This window comes from Lactobacillus delbrueckii subsp. delbrueckii DSM 20074 = JCM 1012, from assembly GCF_001433875.1.
Taxonomy (GTDB): domain Bacteria; phylum Bacillota; class Bacilli; order Lactobacillales; family Lactobacillaceae; genus Lactobacillus; species Lactobacillus delbrueckii.
This window is the reverse complement of sequence record NZ_AZCR01000021.1, coordinates 6,913-8,977: the sequence shown is the minus strand read 5'-3', so window position 1 is coordinate 8,977 and position 2,065 is coordinate 6,913. Positions and strand designations below refer to the sequence as shown.

Annotated in this window: 3 protein-coding genes and 1 pseudogene; 2 read left to right on the top strand and 2 right to left on the bottom strand. The window is 50.6% G+C overall.

All coding sequences use genetic code 11. The features are described 5' to 3' along the window. A pseudogene (locus tag FD23_RS10385) lies at positions 1 to 247 on the bottom strand (dienelactone hydrolase family protein); the annotation flags it as partial. A 54-nt stretch (positions 248 to 301) separates the two neighbouring features. Here FD23_RS10385 and FD23_RS09305 point away from each other — a divergent pair. Next, positions 302 to 478 carry a type 2 periplasmic-binding domain-containing protein gene (locus tag FD23_RS09305; RefSeq protein WP_074027697.1) on the top strand — a complete coding sequence of 59 codons (177 nt, stop codon included), beginning with the start codon at positions 302 to 304 and terminating at the stop codon, positions 476 to 478. Positions 479 to 572: 94 nt separating this feature from the next. Further along, complete coding sequence (locus FD23_RS04540; protein ID WP_025895798.1) at positions 573 to 1,211, top strand: NAD(P)H-binding protein; 639 nt, start codon at positions 573 to 575, stop codon at positions 1,209 to 1,211. On the opposite strand, the gene FD23_RS10380 is transcribed toward FD23_RS04540, so the two are convergent. Beyond that, on the bottom strand, positions 1,195 to 2,065 hold an 871-nt coding region (locus FD23_RS10380), incomplete at its 5' end, for an ATP-binding cassette domain-containing protein (protein ID WP_236743874.1). The two genes, FD23_RS04540 and FD23_RS10380, sit on opposite strands and share 17 nt — an antisense overlap.

The window sequence follows — 2,065 nt, the reverse complement described above, 5'->3', positions numbered from 1 at the left end:
TCTGCTTATTCAAGGCCACTCGCATCTTGTGGCGGGGTTCTTCATTGTCATTCGCGTCAAAGTAGCCGTTGCCCGTCACTCTGGACAAGTCATACATGGTAGAAGTTACTGTTGCCTTGATTCTAGTGTCGATCGCTGCTGTCTGCAGGGCAATCCCGCCCCAGCCGCAGATGCCGATGATCCCGATTCTTTCCGGGTCAACATTGTCTTGAACTGACAAAAAGTCGACCGCTGCCTGGAAGTCTTCCTGGAAGGCTCTTTTGGCCTGGTCTACAATGCCTCAGTTTTTGCTAAAGAACATTTGGGCTACCTGCTTTCTTTTGACAAGTTGGTCGATACATCCCCGGAAAGCGGGATGGTCTTCCGCCCCTTGACGCCAAAACTGGAGACCAACTTATACTTGGTTTGGAAGAAGTATCAAACCTTCTCTCCAATCGCTGAACGCTTTTTAAAGCAGATCAAGAAATCTTTTGGGTAAAAGCAAACAAGTGGCTCTTAACTAACTAATTGTTAGGAGATTTTTCGCATGCATGTTATCATACCCGTAACCAGTAAAAAGAAGGAGAGAAAAAATGAAGGTATTTATCGCCGGAGGAAGCGGCCGGGTGGCAGCCGCTGTTATTCAAGAATTAGTTAATCAAGGTCAGCAAGTCTACGCGGGTTCCCGGCACAAGGACGCGATCGTCAAATTGCCGGGCGTCACTCCCCTCAGCCTTGACCTGCACGCCAGCCCTTCTGAATTAGCTAAGCTTTTACCTGGGATGGACGCGGTTTATTTTTTGGCAGGTTCTAGAGGCAAGGATTTGCTTCAAACGGATGCCTTTGGGGCGGTGAAGTTGATCCAGGCGGCTGAAATGGCCGGCGTTAAGCGCTACATCCAACTGAGCTCAATTTTCGCGGCCGACCCGGACAAGTGGCAGGGCAAGGCAGAATTTGCCAGCTTGACTGACTACTATATTGCCAAGTACTTCGCTGACGAGTGGCTGATCAATAACAGCAAGCTGGACTACACAATCCTGGCCCCAGCTACTTTGGAAGAAAAGGCTTGGACTGGCAAGGTTAACTTTAAGCCTGAAAAGTTTGCCGCCAACCCGATTCCAGACGTTGCCGCGGTTTTGGCCCAAATCCTTGACAAGAAAAACACCTACGGCAAGGTAATCAATATGACTGGCGGCGAGACGCCGATCAGTGAAGCTATTGCAGAAGTTTAAGACGAAAACACCCCCCTGGCACTTGCCAGGGGGGTGTTTTCATAAAATCTGTTACAGTTTGATGATCCGGCCATCGTGGGCCCCGCGGCGGTGGGAGATGGACAGAACTGTCCGCCCGCTGCTGGCGGCATCGATTGCCTTGAGGACTTTGGCCTCCCAGGGATAGGGATGCGGTCATTTCGTCTAAGAGCAAGATCTGCGGGTCACAGACAACGCTGCGGGCGATCATCAAGAGCTGCAGCTGCCCTTGCAAAAGATTGATGTCACTTACCGGCGTGTTCAAACCTTGCGGGAGATTTTTGACAATATCGGTTAAGCCAACCAGGGCTAAAGCCTTATCGATCATCTCAGCAGTAATCGTGTCGTCATATAAAGTGATCTGGTCTTTGACTGTCCCGTCGACCAGGGCAACCCCTTGCTCGTAAATTGCTAGGAAGTGGCGCTGATTCTTGGGATGATCGTCTGGCGAATGGCCATCCAGCAGGATCATCCCTTTTTGCGGCTGGTAGAGGCCCAGGAGAAGTTTGAAAATCGTGCTCTTCTCTTTCCCGGTCCGGCCGACAAAGGTCACATGTTCACCCTTGGCCACTTTAAAGGAGTAATCCTTTAAGATCGGCTGGTCAGGCAAGTAGCCGAAGGTGACGTGGTCAAAAATAATGTAGTCCCCTTCCCCTTTATATATGTCCGGCTTGCTGTCAGCTTCATTTAAAAAGTCCTGGATCCGGCTTATCCCACCCGCGGCATCCTGAATGCTCTGGATTTCCATCCCGATTGATTCCAGCGGTGTAAAGATCTGGCCAACATAGGCAATCAAGGCTACAGCGCTGCCGGCATTGATGCCAAAGAAGGTCTGC

Excerpts from the sequence above, each read along its gene's own strand:
- FD23_RS04540 (WP_025895798.1), top strand. The coding sequence starts at position 573 with ATGAAGGTATTTATCGCCGGAGGAAGCGGCCGGGTGGCAGCCGCTGTT.